The following is a 14,057-nucleotide window of genomic DNA, read 5'->3' on the forward strand; positions in this document are numbered from 1 at the left end:
GCCCACCGTGTGGTATCCAATGCCGCCCACACGGGCTTCGCGCGCGTTGCGCGCGAAGGCCTGGCAGGCCGAGTAGTCGGTCGGGTCCGTCCACTGCGCGGCGTCCTCAACGAATGGCGGCGCATCGAGTGCGATGCCCTGCGTACTCACGCCGACCTTGAACAGCGTCTGCGCGCGCGCATCGATGCGCGGCAGGTCGGGGCTGTCCATCAGGAAGCGCCAGCGCCAGTAACCGAGCTCCGCGCAGGCGGTGCGAACCTCGTCGGCGCCATAGAACACTCCGGCATCCTGTGCCGCGCGAAAGCGGGAGGCGCGGCGCGCGTCGGCGGAACCGGTGGGGTAGCGGAACGGCGTGAACATCAGATAGTGGAGCGCCTGCGCGTCGTGAGGCACGTGGGGCTTGCCCGCTTCCAGCACGCGTTCCAGCACGGCCTGCTCCTCGAGGCTATCGACGAGGGGCATCGTCGACACCACGTGCTGGGCTTCCACGGCCCGCCACAGCAGGAGCGCGCAGGGCTCGCGCTCAGATGCGACCGCGGGTGGCGTCCAGGTAGTGAACGACACGTACGAGACCTTCCGTGGTGCGGATGAGTTCGAGCGGCTTGCCGCCCAGCGCGAGATTGTCGTGGGTCAGCCAGAGCCGGGCCTGTTCGTCATGGCCGAGTATGGCGTCGAGCGAGCGGAACAGGCGCACGAACAGCACGCCGAATTCCCATTCCTTGCGGTGCGCGTCGAGGATATAGCCTCCCGAGGCCATCCGCGACACCGAGGCCGTGCTGATGCCCAGCACGCTGGCGATCACGGCCTGGCTGATGCCGAGAAAGGCGGCGGCGCGCATGACCGCCTTGGTCAACGTCGTGCCCGGGTCGGGGCCGCCGGCCGGGTTTGTCTCCGGAATCTGATTGGGCTGCATCGGGGCTCCTGACCTCCGCTCCTGACCGCTGTTCCTGGGATTACCTGTTTCTTGAGAAACATTATAGGCGGGCAGTTTCAGAAGGGAAGTCGACGCAGCGTGGGCATTCTCAGTAGGTTTCCAGATGGAGCCGTCCCTCGGCCCGCAGCGTGGTCTCGATGGCCGCCCAGTCCAGTCCGTGCGCGGCGCAGACGTCCGCGAACGCGGCCAGCACGCCGTCTTCCATGCCCTTGAGGCCGCAGATATAGACGTAGCCGTGCGGGTCGCCGAGGTGCGCGGCCACGCGCGCGGCCGCCTGGCGGATGGCGTCCTGCACATAGCGGCGCGGCACGGCGGGGTCGCGCGAGAACGCGAAGTGGATGTCGAGGAAGTCCTTCGGCAGCTTCAGCAGCGGGCCGAAGTAGGGCAGTTCCGCCTGGTTGCGCGCGCCGAAGAACAGCAGGCGGCGGCCGTCGAACCGGTCGCGCTGGCGGCGCATGCGCTCGGTCATCGCGCGCATGGGCGCGGAGCCGGTGCCCGTGCAGATCATCATCACGCTGGCCTCGCGATGGTTCGGCATCAGGAACGTGCTGCCGAACGGGCCCACTACCTGCACGGTGTCGCCCTTGGCGAGATCGCACAGGAAGTTCGAGGCCACGCCGCGCACGGGGCGGCCGTCGTGATCGCGATCGACGCGCTTGATGGTCAGCGCGAGGTTGTTGTAGCCGGGGCGCTCGCCGTCGCGCGGGCTCGCCACCGAGTACATGCGAACGTAGTGCGGCTTGCCCGCGGCATCGGTGCCGGGCGGGACGATGCCGATCGCCTGGCCTTCGAGCACCGGAAAGAACTGGTTGCCGAAGTCGAGCACCAGATGGTGGATGTCGCTCGACGCGCCGGCGTCGGTGAGACGGTAGTTGCCCGCGACGGTCGCCGTGACCGGCGCGCGGACGCCGTGCAGGTTCACGTGCGGCTGCGCGGCCGACCATGGCGCGCGGGGCGAGGTGTGGCGGCTGGTTTCGACGGCCTGCACGGGCGTGCCGGCGTCCGGGGCGCCGGTCGCGGCCCCGGCAGCCGCTTCCATGGGCACCTCGCCGGGCAGTTCGTCCCATTCGAGCTGGGCATCGATCGGATACGCCTGCCCGCGCGGCACCGTACGCCAGTTGTCGATGGCGCCCGTGGGGCACGGCGACAGGCATGCGCCGCAGCCGTTGCAGACGTCGGCCCTGACCACATAGTTGCGCGCATCGTGCGTGATGGCGCCGATCGGGCACGTGTCCTCGCACGTGTTGCAGCGAATGCAGATCTCGGGATCGATCAGATGCTGCCGGATGATGTCGGACGCGCCCATGTCGGTGTCCCTAGTTGAAGCGGACATAGGCGAAGTCCATCGGTTGCCGGTTGATGCCGACGGCCGGTGGCGCGATCCAGCCGGCATAGCGGCCGGGTTCGGTCACACGTCCCATCAGCGATGCGACGAATGCGCGGTCCTCGTCCGTCGCGAGCCATTCGTGCTGGCGCGCCGCCCATTCGGCCTCGCCGACGATCGCGCCTTCGGGCGAGACGCGAACGTTCGACAGTGTGCCGATGCGCCGGTTGAATGCCTTGTGCGGCACGGTCAGGCGGAACGGAATGCCGGCCTTCTCGATGACCTTGTTCCAGCGCGCCACGCCGCCCATCGAGTCGCGGATATAGTCGTCGCGCAGCACCTCGTTGAGCGCGTTGAGCATCGGCACCTCGCGCTCGGTCAGACGGCCGTCCTGGACATCGAGGATGCGATAGACGTCCTGCTTGAGCACGTGATCGTCGTCGCGCTTGCCTTCCTCGAAACGGCCCTTGAGGCCCGCGCTGTAGAACGTGGCGGCGTTCGACGACTGGTCCGCGCCGAACAGGTCGATCGTCACGCTGTAGTGGAAGTTCAGGTAGCGCTGGATGGTCTGCAGGTCGATGACGCCGGCCGCGCGCACGTCGGCCGGGTCGTGGATATCGCGCTCGCGCATGACCTCGCACGTGCGCTGGATCGCGCGCGATACGCCGGACTCGCCCACGAACATATGATGCGCCTCCTCGGTGAGCATGAAGCGCGTGGTACGCGCGAGCGGATCGAAGCCCGATTCCGCCAGCGCGCACAACTGGAACTTGCCGTCGCGATCGGTAAAGTACGTGAACATGAAGAACGCGAGCCAGTCGGGCGTGCGTTCGTTGAACGCGCCGAGAATGCGCGGATTGTCTTCGTCGCCCGAGCGGCGCCCGAGCAGTGCCTCGGCTTCCTCGCGGCCGTCGCGCCCGAAATAGCGATGCAGCAGATACACCATCGCCCACAGATGGCGGCCTTCCTCGACGTTCACCTGGAACAGGTTGCGCAGGTCGTAGAGCGACGGCGCGGTAAGGCCGAGGTGGCGCTGCTGTTCGACCGACGCGGGTTCGGTATCGCCCTGCGTGACGATGATGCGGCGCAGGTTGGCGCGATGCTCGCCCGGTACCTCCTGCCACGCGGCCTCGCCCTTGTGCTCGCCAAAATGAATGCGGCGCTCGGGATCGCCCGGCGGCACGAAGATCCCCCAGCGGTAGTCGGGCATCCTGACGTAGTCGAAGTGCGCCCAGCCGGAGGGATCGACGGAGGTCGCCGTGCGCAGGTAGACGTCGTGCGTGTGCGAGCCTTCGGGACCCATGTCGCGCCACCAGTCCAGGAAGGCCGGCTGCCAGTGTTCGAGCGCGCGTTGCAGCGCGCGGTCGTCGGACAGGTGGACGTTGTTCGGAATCTTCTGGCTGTAGTCGATGCTCACGTGCGGTCTCCCGTTATACCCGGTCCCGGTCGAAGCGGGCCTTGTTGCCGGTGCCGAACACCTTGAGCGCACCGTACTCGCCGACCGCGTTGGGCCGGTTGAAGATCCAGTTCTGCCATGCGGAGAGGCGGCCGAAGATGCGCGTCTCCATCGTCTCGCGCGGGCCAAAGCGCAGGTTGGCCTCGAGGCCCGTCAGCGCATCGGGCGAGAGGCTTGCGCGCTCTTCCAGCGCGAGGCGGATCTCGTCGTCCCAGTCGATATCGTCGGGCGCCATCGTGACGAGCCCGAGCGCTTCGGCCTCGCGCGCATCGATCGGCGTGCCGATACGCGCGCGGGCGGCATCGATCGGGTCCGCCTCGCCGTAGAAGCGGGCCACGAGGCGCGGCAGGCCGTTCGGCATCGGGTAGCGCCCGAAGTTGGCGGCATGCAGCGACAGCCGCGGGGCGGGGCGTCCGATCGCATCGGCATCGGTGGGGGCCGCATCGGTGGCGTCGAGCATGTAGCTGCGGTCGGCCGCCAGCGCGAGCTCGAGCAACGTGCCCGCGAAGCAGGAGCCGGGTTCGATCAGCGCGATCAGGCTGCGCGAAGACACATCGAGGCGCGCGAGCGTCCGGCGCAGCATGCCGACGGTCTCGCGTACGAACCAGTGGCCGGCGTGCGCGTCGAGCGTGGCATCGGCGGCAAGCACATGCGCGGCATCGCCTTCGGTACGCAGGACCCAGATGCCGATATCGAGATGATTCGTGCGGAGCATCAGGATGGCATCGTCGAGCTCGCGCGCCATCTTCAGCGGCCACCACCGCGCGCCGGCCGCGACGATGCCGTCGAGATCGGCCGGCGGGGCGGCGTCGGGTGCGCGGACGGTCAGCGTGGCGCGGCGGGCGCCACGGTCGAGCGTGACCGATACCGTCTCGTAGTCATAGCCATCGGCGCGGATCGTGCGCGAGAGCGGGACGAGCGCGATACCCGTAGCAATCCCGTCCGGGCGGTCGCTCTGCATGGCGAGCGCATGCGCGCGCGCCTGAACGTGTTCGGCGAAGCGCGCGGGTTTGACCACTGCATCCACGAGCTTCCAGTCGCACGCGCGCTGGCCCCGCACGCCTTCCGTCGTCAGGCAGAAGATGTCGGCATGATCGCGCCGCACATGGCGCTTGTCGGTCATGCGCGTCAGGCCACCCGTGCCGGGCAGCACGCCGAGCAGCGGCACCTCGGGCAGGCTGACGGCCGACGAGCGGTCATCGACGAGCACGATCTCGTCGCAGGCCAGTGCGAGTTCATAGCCGCCGCCGGCCGTGGTGCCGCTGCACGCGGCAATGAACTTGAGCCCCGAATGCCGGCTGCTGTCCTCGATGCCGTTGCGCGTCTCGTTCGTGAACTTGCAGAAGTTGACCTTCCACGCGTGGCTCGACTTGCCGAGCATGAAGATGTTCGCGCCGGAGCAGAACACGCGGTCGCGCGCGCTGGCGATGATCACGCTGCGGATCTCGGGATGCTCGAAGCGAATGCGTTGCAGTGCGTCGTGCAGTTCGATATCGACCCCGAGGTCGTAGGAGTTCAGCTTGAGCGCGTAGCCGGGGCGCAGGCCGCCGTTCTCGTCCACGTCCATGGTCAGCGTGGCGACCGGGCCGTCGAACGCTAGCCGCCAGTGGCGGTAGTGGTCCGGGTGGCGGTCGAACAGGACGAGGTCATCCCCCGACGACGCCTGGAGAAGGGGGACCGGGGGGACCGGGGGGACCAGTGGGACAAGGGGGGCGAGGGCCGGCATGGACATGGGGCGCGTCTCCTTCGTGCACTATAGTGCTTCGCATATTGCGATGAAATATAGTGCATGGATTCAGGCGACGCAAGCCCGGAACTGACCGCGGAACAACAGGGGTCAGAGCGGTTCCCGCAGCCGCTCGCGCAGCGCGCGCAACGACGTGCCGGCGTCCTGCCCGCTGGTGTCGATCGCCAGATCCGCGCGCGCATAAAGCGGCGAGCGTGCCTGGAGAATGCGCCGCAGGTCGGTCATGGCTTCGCGGTTGCCTTCCATGGGCCGCATGTCGCCCTGCGCCACCACGCGCGCCATATGTTCCTCGGGCGAGGTGCGGACCCAGACCGTGAAGCAGTGCGAGAGCAGCAGATTGAAGGTGGCGGGCTCCGAGACGAGGCTGCCCGGCGTGGCGAGCACCATGGTCTCGTGCTCGCGTAGCACGCGCTCGAGCGCGCGCATCTCGTAGCGCCGGTAGGCCGCCTGGCCATACAGCGAATGAATCTCGGAGAGGCTTGCGCCCGCTTCGCGCTCGATCGCCGTATTGAGTTCGACGAACGGCATGTTCTCGGCGCTTGCCAGCGCGCGGCCCAGCGTCGATTTGCCCGCGCCGCGCAGGCCGATCAGCGCAATCCGGCGATGGCGCGCGGCTGGCGACGCCGTGGGGGAGAGCGCCTGGCGCGCGGCCTCGCGGACGCGTGCGAGATCGTGGGCGGGCAGTTGGGCAAGCCATTGCACGAGCTGGGAAAACTCGGTCGCGCGTTGATTCGGAGGTGGGGCGGGTTGTCCCGATTGCGGCATCTGTGCCGGTTGTGGCGCGACCGACGAGGGTGCCGAGCCGTCGGCACCTGGCCCGCCGGTTGGCATATCGGCGCGCAGGTCCACCTCGGCCAGCACCACGGGCAGCGGCACGTCCAGCGCGCGCGCGACCTCGCGCAGCAGCAGCACGGAGGCGTTGCCGGTACCGGTCTCGAGATTGGCGAGGTAGCGTTCGGAAACATCGGCGCCGCGTGCGAGGTCCTTGCGCGACATGCCGCGCGCCGCGCGCAGCGATCGGATACGTTCGCCGAGTTGCGTCAGATAGGGGTCGCGCGGCGCAGGCGTGGCGTCAGGCGTAGCAGGGGTGTCGGCTGCGGCTGCTGGTGCTGCAGCAGGGCGGCCGGGACGGTCATCGGGATTCGACTGAGGATCGCGGCGCATGCGTGAGGGTGTGTGTCGATGGTGTGTCGGTCACATCTGGCCGCATTATAAGGCTCGGCCATCAGGGTCGTGGGTAGACATTTGGTGGGGTAGGAGACTGCCATATAGTGCATACCCTTCCTTGCATAATACTCGGTGTGAAATAAAATGCATCGACGTCGGCGGCCATGGCTGTCGGGACAAGAAGACAACAGGAGTGGAGACATGACGCCCCCAGTCGTTTCCGAACCGCTCGTTGCATTGCCGCCGCGCTACAACGCCGCCCACGATCTGCTGTCCCGCAACCTTGCCGCGGGCCGGGGCGGCAAGATCGCCTACCTGGACGACCAGGGGGCCGTCACGTTCGGGGAACTCGACGCGCGCTGCCGCGCCTTCGCGGCGGCGCTGCGCCGCGCGGGCTACCGGCGCGAGGAGCGCGTGCTGCTGTGCGTGCTCGATACGATCGATTTCCCCACGGTCTTTCTCGGTTGCCTGCTGGCCGGCGTGGTACCCGTCGCGGTCAATACCCTGCTGACCGCCGACGACTACGTCTATATGCTCGAGCACAGCGGCGCGCGCGCGGTCGTGGTGTCGGGCTGCCTGTTGCCGTGCATGCGCGCGGCATTCGGCAAGCTTGGGCAGGCGGTGCCGCCGGACCTCATCGTCGCGAACCCCGACGACGCCGGGCATGCGCCGCAGACGGTCGGCGCGATGATCGCGGCGCAGCGGGGCGATGTGGATCCCATCGTGGCGCCGACGGCGCCCGGCGATATGGCGTTCTGGCTCTACTCGTCCGGTTCCACGGGCCGTCCCAAGGGCACGGTCCATAGCCACGGCAATCTGTTCCATACGGCCGACCTCTACGCGCGGCAGGTGCTCGGCCTGCGCGAGGACGACGTCGTCTTCTCGGCCGCCAAGCTGTTCTTTGCGTACGGGCTCGGCAATGCACTGACGTTCCCGTTGTCGGTGGGCGCCACCACGGTGCTGATGGCCGAACGGCCCACGCCGCAGGCCGTGTTCCGCCGCCTGACGACCCATCGGCCCACCGTGTTCTGCGGCGTGCCCACGCTGTTCGCGGGCATGCTCGCGGCCGCCGACCTGCCTGAGCGTGCCGACGTGGCGATGCGCGTGTGCACGTCGGCGGGCGAGGCGCTGCCGCGCGATATCGGCGACCGGTTCCTTGCGCACTTCGGCTGCGATATCCTCGACGGCATCGGCTCCACGGAGATGCTCCATATTTTCCTGTCCAACCGGCCCGGCGACGTGCGCTACGGCACCACGGGCAAGCCGGTACCCGGCTACGAACTCAAGCTGCTCGACGAGCAGGGCGCGCCGTGCGCGGCGGGCGAGATCGGCGATCTCTATATCAAGGGGCCATCGGCCGCGCTGATGTACTGGTGCCATAACGATAGCGACCGCGAGCGCAACCGCGAGGTGTTCGTCGGCGCATGGACGCGCAGCGGCGACAAGTATGTGCGCGACGAGGACGGTTATTTCACTTATGCGGGGCGCAGCGACGATATGCTCAAGGTCGGCGGTATCTATGTGTCGCCATTCGAGGTGGAGGCCGCGCTCGCGCAGCATCCGTCGGTGCTCGAGGCGGCCGTGATCGGCGTGACGGACGCCGACCAGCTGGTCAAGCCGAAGGCGTTCGTGGTGCTGCGGCCCGGCGTGGCGTGGCATGACGGCATGGCGGCCGAATTGCAGGCTTTCGTGAAGTCGCGGCTGGCGCCCTACAAGTATCCGCGCCAGATCGAATGTGTGGACGAACTGCCGAAAACGGCCACGGGAAAGATCCAGCGGTTCCGCCTGCGCCAGCGCGAGGCCGCGCGCGTTGCCCGATGACGGCGGCTGTCCGGATTCCGTTCGACGATCGGCAGATCGATATCGAGGTCGCATGGCTGCGCGCGGACCGCACGGACCGTCCGCTCGTGGTTTTTCTGCACGAGGGGCTCGGATCGATCAGCATGTGGCGCGACTATCCGCGCCAGCTGTGCGAGGCGGGCGACCTGCGCGGCCTCGTGCTGTCGCGCTACGGTTATGGCCGGTCCACGCCGCGGCCGCATGACGAGAAATGGGGCGTGGATTTCATGCACCGGCAGGCGCGCGAGGCATTGCCCGCCCTGTTCGAGGCGCTGGAGATCGGCCCCGGCCGCCGCCATGGCGCGCCCTGGCTGTTCGGGCACAGCGACGGCGGTTCCATCGCGCTGATCCATGCCGCCAGTTTCCCCGACGCGGTGGCCGGCCTGATCGTGCTCGCGCCGCATATCCTGGTCGAGGACTGCTCGGTGCGGAACATCGCGGCCACGCGCGACGCGTATCTGCACACCGACCTGCGCGAGCGGCTGGCGCGCCATCATGCCGATGTCGATTCGGCGTTCTGGGGCTGGAACGATATCTGGCTCGATCCCGCGTTCCGGCAATGGGACCTGCACCCGCTGCTGCCGGCCATCGCCTGCCCGGTGCTGGCGGTGCAGGGCGAGGACGACGCGTACGGCACGATGGCCCAGATCGAGGGTATCCATCGATATGCCCAGCGCGCATCGCTGCTTAAACTCGCGCGCTGTGGACATTCGCCCCACCGCGACCAGCCGGAGCCGTTGACCGAGGCGGCGGTCGCCTTCATCACGACGCACAGCTGATTCCCGGCCCGAGACCCAGAGCAAGACCAGACCGACAGGAGGAAACCGATGCATCGTCGCTCGCTGCCATTCCCGGCGCTCGCCCTTGCGGCCGCGCTGGCGTGGGCCCCCGTGGCCAGCCACGCGCAGGCGCCGGCCGGCAAGGTCAAGGTCGGCTTCATGCTGCCTTATACGGGGACCTACGCGGCGCTCGGCACGGCCATCGAGAACGGTTTCCGCCTGTATGTGCAGGAGCAGGGCGGCAGGCTGGGGGGACGGGAGGTCGAATACTTCAAGGTGGACGACGAATCGGATCCGGCCAAGGCGCCCGAAAACGCGTCCAAGCTGGTCAAGCGCGACCAGGTCGATGTGGTGGTGGGCACGGTCCACTCGGGCGTGCAGATGGGCATCGTCAAGGTGGCCAGGGAAAACAACACGCTGCTGATCATCCCCAACGCGGGTGTCGATGAAGCGACGGGCCCGCTCTGCGCTCCCAATATCTTCCGCTCGTCGTTCTCCAACTGGCAGCCCGGCTATGCGATGGGACAGGTGGTGGCCTCGCGCGGGCTCAAGCGCGTGGTCACGCTCACGTGGAAGTACGCAGCCGGCGAACAATCGGTCAAGGGATTCAAGGAAGCCTTCGAGGCCAAGGGGGGCAAGGTCGTCAAGGAACTGAGCCTGCCATTCCCGAACGTCGAGTTCCAGGCGCAGATTACCGAGATCGCCTCGCTCAAGCCCGATGCCGTGTTCGTGTTCTTCGCCGGTGGCGGCGCGGTGAAGTTCGTGAAGGACTGGGCCGCGGCCGGCCTCAAGGACAAGATTCCGCTGTTCGCGTCGGGCTTCCTGACCGACGGCACGCTGGAGGCGCAGGGCGCCGCCGCGCAGGGGCTGGAGACCACGCTGCATTATGGCGATGGCCTGGCCAACGCGCGCGACAAGGCGTTCCGGCTCGAGTATGCCAAGGCGTACAAGCTGCAGCCGGACGTGTATGCGGTGCAGGGCTACGATGCCGCGCAGCTGCTCGCGGCCGGCGCCGGCGCGGTCAAGGGCGACATGACGCGCAAGGCGGAGGTCTACAAGGCGATGGAGGCCGCGCGCGTGGACAGCCCGCGCGGTGCATTCACGCTGTCGAAGGCGCACAATCCGGTGCAGGACTTCTATCTGCGCAAGGTCGACGGGCGCGAGAACAAGGTCAGCGGCGTGGCGGTGCGCGCGCTCGCGGATCCCGCGCGCGGCTGCCGGCTGTAATCGATGGAAGCTGGCGGTATGGATGTCGTTTCGTTTCTGATTCAGTGCCTGAACAGCGTGCAATACGGCCTGCTGCTGTTTCTCGTGGCGAGCGGGCTGACGCTGATCTTCGGGATCATGGGCGTGATCAACCTCGCCCATGGCAGCTTCTACATGCTCGGCGCCTATCTCGCGTTCACGCTCGCCAGCCTCACCGGCAGCCTGTTCGTGGCGCTGCCGCTCGGCATCGTGCTCGCGATCGTGTTCGGCTATCTGCTCGAGTGGCTGTTTTTCAGCTACCTGTACCAGCGCGACCATCTGCAGCAGGTGCTGATGACGTACGGGCTGATTCTCGTGTTCGAGGAACTGCGGAGCATGCTCGTCGGCGACGACGTGCATGGCGTGCCCGTGCCCGCGCTGCTCGACGGCGCGCTGCCGATCGGCAACGACATGACCTATCCGGTCTACCGGCTGTTTATCTCGGCGGTCTGCCTGCTGGTCGCGGGCGGCATGTACTACGTGCTCCGGCACACGCGGCTCGGCATGACGATTCGCGCGGGCGCGGCCAACCGCGAGATGGTGCAGTCGCTCGGCATCAACGTCACGCTGCTGTACCGGCTCGTGTTCGCGCTCGGCGTGGCGCTGGCCGTGCTCGCGGGCATGATCGCGGCGCCGGTGTCCTCCGTATATCCGGGCATGGGCGGGCAGGTGCTGATCGTCTGCTTCGTGGTGGTCGTTATCGGCGGCATCGGCTCGGTCAAGGGCGCGCTGGTCGCGTCGCTGCTGCTCGGCTTCGTCGATACGTTCGGCAAGGTGTTCTGGCAGGACGCGGCGGGCGTGCTGATCTACCTGCTGATGGCCGTGATCCTGCTGTGGAAGCCGCAGGGCCTGTTTCGCGCGGGGTGACGGCCATGTCCATCCCGACCTCCCCGCATTCGCATCGCCGCGCATGGCTACACGCGCTGGGGTGGCTCGTCGCCTTCGCGCTGCTCGGCGCCGCGCCGTTCGTGCTGACCGCGGACAGTCACCGCTTCTATATCGAGCTGCTCAGCAAGGTGATGATCATGGCGATCTTCGCGCTCTCGCTGCAGCTCCTCATCGGCTATACGGGACTCGTGAGCCTGGGCCACGCGGCGTATTTCGCGGTGGCGGCCTATGCGACGGCCATGCTGTCGCCGCAGGGCGAGGCGGGCAACGGGTGGGTGCTGCTGCTCGGCGCGCTCGGGGCCTCGGCCACGCTTGCGATCGCCGTGGGCGCGCTGGTGCTGCGCACGCGCGGCGTGTACTTCATCATGGTGACGCTGGCCTTCGCGCAGATGGTGTACTTCGTGTTCCACGACACGAAGATCGCGGGCGGCAGCGATGGGACCTATATCTATTTCCGTCCCGAGTTCGGGCTGCTCAGCGAGCGGCCGATATCGATCAACGATCCCGCGGTGTTCTACTGGTTCGTGCTCGCCGCGCTGGCTGTCACGGTGGCATTGCTGTCGATGCTGCTGCGTTCGCGCTTCGGCCATGCACTGGTCGGCATCCGGCATAACGAGCAGCGGATGCGGGCGGCGGGCTATGCGACCTATCGCTACCAGCTTGGCGCGTTCGTGGCGGGCGGGATGTTCGCGGGGCTGGCCGGATTTCTCTATGCGATCCAGTTCGGCTTCGTGAATCCGGAGATCGCGTCGTGGCATCAGTCGGGCAACGCGATGCTGATGGTGATTCTGGGCGGCGTCGGCAGCCTTGCCGGCGCGGTGCTCGGGGCGTTCTCGTTCGTGCTGCTGGCCGAGTGGTTCGGCACGCTGACCAGGCATTGGCAGTTGCTGATGGGCGGCTTCATCATCGTCGCGGTGGCGCTGCTGCCGCGCGGGCTCGCGAGCGTGCCGGCGGTACTGCGGCAGCGGGGACCGCGGCGTGCGGCCGCGCAGCCGAACGAGCACGGCAACAAGCAGGAACGGGAGGCCACATGATGGACCCGCTGGTGGCGCCCATCCTGCAGGCCGAGCGGCTCACGCGCCGGTTCGGCGGCCTGCTGGCCGTCAACGAGGTGGACCTCAGCGTGGGCCTGCACGAGATCCATGCGGTCATCGGCACCAACGGCGCCGGCAAATCGACGCTCATCAACATGTTGTCGGGCGAGCTGCCCGCATCGTCGGGGCGGCTGTATCTGCAGGGCGAGGACGTGACGGGCTGGGATCAGCCGCGACTCGCGCGCAGCGGCATAGGCCGCAGCTACCAGCGCAACAATATCTTCCTGCCGCTGACGGTGCGCGAGAACTGCCGGCTGGCCGCGCAATCGCGCGCGCAACGGGCGTGGCGTCTGTGGGAGCCCGCGAACGCTTGCCGAACGAGCCGCGCGCTGGCCGACGAGGCGCTCGAGCGCGCGGGCCTCGCCGTCCATGCGGACCGCATCGCCAGCGAGCTCGCGCACGGGCAGAAGCGCCAGCTCGAGGTGGCCATGTGCCTGGCGACGCAGCCCGTGGCGCTGCTGCTGGACGAGCCGCTCGCGGGCATGGGCGCCGAGGAGTCGTCGCGCATGCTCGAACTGTTGCGCGGGCTGCGCGACGGGCATGCGATCGTGCTCGTGGAGCACGATATGGAGGCCGTGTTCGCGGTGGCCGACCGCATCACAGTCATGGTCAACGGCGCGGTGATCGCCTCGGGGGAGCCGGCCGATATCCGCGCGAATCGCGAGGTTCAGCTCGCGTATCTCGGGGAGATGGACGGGATGGGGGATTCGGGCGAGATGGACGACGCGCCGGCCCGCGAGGACGCGGCATGACGACGGACACGAGCCTGCGCGCCACGCCGCCATCGGAGGCAACATCCGACGGAACCCCGGCGGACATCATCGCCGCCACGGGCATCCACGCCTGGTACGGGTCCAGCCACGTGCTGCGCGGCATCGACTTTCGCGTCCGCGCGGGCGAGACCGTCGGGCTGCTGGGCAGAAACGGCATGGGCAAGAGCACCCTGCTGCGGACGCTGCTCGGCCACGTGCGCCAGCGCGAGGGCACGATCCGTGTGGCCGGGCGCGACCTGTCGCGCGGCCAGCCGCACGAGGTGGCCCGGCTCGGTATCGCCTACGTGCCCGAGGGCCGTGGGATCTTTCCGAACCTGAGCGTGCGCGAGAACCTGATCATGGCCGCGCGCGCGGGCACGGGCGGCCGCCGCGACTGGGACGAGGCGCGCGTGCTCGACCTGTTTCCGCGCCTGGCCGAGCGGCTGTCCCACGGCGGCCAGCAACTGTCGGGCGGCGAGCAGCAGATGCTGTCGATCGGCCGCGCGCTCATGACCAATCCCGATTGCCTCGTGCTCGACGAAGCGACCGAAGGCCTCGCCCCGAAAATCGTGTGCGAGATCTGGCGCGTGATCGCCACCGTGCGCGCGTCCGGCATCGCGGCCGTGGTCGTGGACCGCAACTATCGCGCGGTGCTCGACCATGCCGACCGCGTGGTCGTGCTCGAGAAAGGGCAGGTCGTGGCGGCCGGCGCCTCGGCCGACCTCGTTGCGAGCCCCGCCGTACTCGATCGGTTGCTCGGCGTCTGACCCCGCATGGCCGATATTCGCACCAACGTAACCGTACCGTCACAATGCGAGAGATGGGCCCTGGC

13 protein-coding genes are annotated in these 14,057 nt (G+C 68.2%); 7 read left to right on the top strand and 6 right to left on the bottom strand.

Annotation, left to right across the window (positions count from 1 at the left end; translation table 11 throughout):
• The 6 genes from AAHB16_RS29765 to AAHB16_RS29790 all read right to left on the bottom strand — a co-directional run.
• Positions 1 to 564, bottom strand: a 564-nt coding sequence (locus AAHB16_RS29765) for an RES family NAD+ phosphorylase (RefSeq protein ID WP_342052666.1), incomplete at its 3' end; no start/stop codon positions are given.
• A complete protein-coding gene (locus AAHB16_RS29770; RefSeq protein ID WP_342052667.1) occupies positions 524 to 913 on the bottom strand; it encodes an antitoxin Xre/MbcA/ParS toxin-binding domain-containing protein in 390 nt (129 codons plus the stop codon). The genes AAHB16_RS29770 and AAHB16_RS29765, both read right to left, overlap by 41 nt.
• 109 nt (positions 914 to 1,022) lie before the next feature.
• A complete protein-coding gene (boxA, locus tag AAHB16_RS29775) occupies positions 1,023 to 2,240 on the bottom strand; it encodes a benzoyl-CoA 2,3-epoxidase subunit BoxA (RefSeq protein ID WP_342052668.1) in 1,218 nt (405 codons plus the stop codon).
• A gap of 10 nt (positions 2,241 to 2,250) precedes the next feature.
• On the bottom strand, positions 2,251 to 3,675 hold the full coding sequence (gene boxB, locus AAHB16_RS29780; RefSeq protein WP_150371438.1) for a benzoyl-CoA 2,3-epoxidase subunit BoxB: 1,425 nt from the start codon (positions 3,673 to 3,675) through the stop codon (positions 2,251 to 2,253).
• 13 nt (positions 3,676 to 3,688) lie between these two features.
• Positions 3,689 to 5,446: a 2,3-epoxybenzoyl-CoA dihydrolase gene (gene boxC / locus AAHB16_RS29785; protein WP_342052669.1), complete on the bottom strand. Its 1,758-nt coding sequence runs from the start codon at positions 5,444 to 5,446 to the stop codon at positions 3,689 to 3,691.
• A 105-nt stretch (positions 5,447 to 5,551) separates the two neighbouring features.
• A complete protein-coding gene (locus AAHB16_RS29790) occupies positions 5,552 to 6,625 on the bottom strand; it encodes a helix-turn-helix transcriptional regulator (protein ID WP_150371440.1) in 1,074 nt (357 codons plus the stop codon).
• A 204-nt stretch (positions 6,626 to 6,829) separates the two neighbouring features.
• Here AAHB16_RS29790 and AAHB16_RS29795 point away from each other — a divergent pair, with 204 nt between their 5' ends.
• The 7 genes from AAHB16_RS29795 to AAHB16_RS29825 are packed head-to-tail and all read left to right on the top strand — an operon-like array spanning position 6,830 to position 13,992.
• The gene (locus AAHB16_RS29795) at positions 6,830 to 8,449 is read left to right on the top strand and encodes a benzoate-CoA ligase family protein (RefSeq protein ID WP_150371441.1); all 1,620 of its coding nucleotides are present in this window, start codon (positions 6,830 to 6,832) and stop codon (positions 8,447 to 8,449) included.
• Positions 8,446 to 9,246: an alpha/beta fold hydrolase gene (locus AAHB16_RS29800; protein WP_150371442.1), complete on the top strand. Its 801-nt coding sequence runs from the start codon at positions 8,446 to 8,448 to the stop codon at positions 9,244 to 9,246. Before AAHB16_RS29795 ends, AAHB16_RS29800 begins: the two co-directional genes overlap by 4 nt.
• Before the next feature lie 48 nt (positions 9,247 to 9,294).
• Positions 9,295 to 10,473 carry an ABC transporter substrate-binding protein gene (locus tag AAHB16_RS29805; RefSeq protein WP_150371443.1) on the top strand — a complete coding sequence of 393 codons (1,179 nt, stop codon included), beginning with the start codon at positions 9,295 to 9,297 and terminating at the stop codon, positions 10,471 to 10,473.
• Between the two features lie 18 nt (positions 10,474 to 10,491).
• Positions 10,492 to 11,358 (top strand): branched-chain amino acid ABC transporter permease, encoded by an 867-nt coding sequence (locus AAHB16_RS29810; protein WP_150371444.1) that lies wholly within the window; start codon positions 10,492 to 10,494, stop codon positions 11,356 to 11,358.
• Between the two features lie 5 nt (positions 11,359 to 11,363).
• A complete protein-coding gene (locus AAHB16_RS29815) occupies positions 11,364 to 12,413 on the top strand; it encodes a branched-chain amino acid ABC transporter permease (protein ID WP_342052670.1) in 1,050 nt (349 codons plus the stop codon).
• Positions 12,410 to 13,225: an ABC transporter ATP-binding protein gene (locus AAHB16_RS29820; protein WP_223851410.1), complete on the top strand. Its 816-nt coding sequence runs from the start codon at positions 12,410 to 12,412 to the stop codon at positions 13,223 to 13,225. Before AAHB16_RS29815 ends, AAHB16_RS29820 begins: the two co-directional genes overlap by 4 nt.
• Entirely contained in the window at positions 13,222 to 13,992 is a 771-nt protein-coding gene (locus AAHB16_RS29825) for an ABC transporter ATP-binding protein (RefSeq protein ID WP_342052671.1), read from the top strand. Before AAHB16_RS29820 ends, AAHB16_RS29825 begins: the two co-directional genes overlap by 4 nt.
• Positions 13,993 to 14,057: the final 65 nt, after the last annotated feature.

The organism is Cupriavidus sp. OTU4054 (assembly GCF_038440175.1).
In the GTDB taxonomy this organism is placed as follows: domain Bacteria; phylum Pseudomonadota; class Gammaproteobacteria; order Burkholderiales; family Burkholderiaceae; genus Cupriavidus; species Cupriavidus pauculus_D.